The organism is Shigella sp. FC1967 (assembly GCF_001743005.1).
Classification (GTDB): Bacteria; Pseudomonadota; Gammaproteobacteria; order Enterobacterales; family Enterobacteriaceae; genus Proteus.
On record NZ_MIIZ01000515.1, the window covers coordinates 1 to 206 of the forward strand.

The following is a 206-nucleotide window of genomic DNA, read 5'->3' on the forward strand; positions in this document are numbered from 1 at the left end:
AGTTGCAGGGTATAGACCCGAAACCCGGTGATCTATCCATGGGCAGGTTGAAGGTTGGGTAACACTAACTGGAGGACCGAACCGACTAATGTTGAAAAATTAGCGGATGACTTGTGGATGGGGGTGAAAGGCCAATCAAACCGGGGAGATAGCTGGTTCTCCCCGAAAGCTATTTAGGTAGCGCCTCGTGAACTCATCTTCGGGGG

The 206-nt window shown here is 51.5% G+C and carries 1 rRNA gene; it reads left to right on the plus strand.

The window, feature by feature from the left end:
* Window positions 1-206, plus strand: a 23S ribosomal RNA gene (locus BHE89_RS04385); the annotation flags it as partial.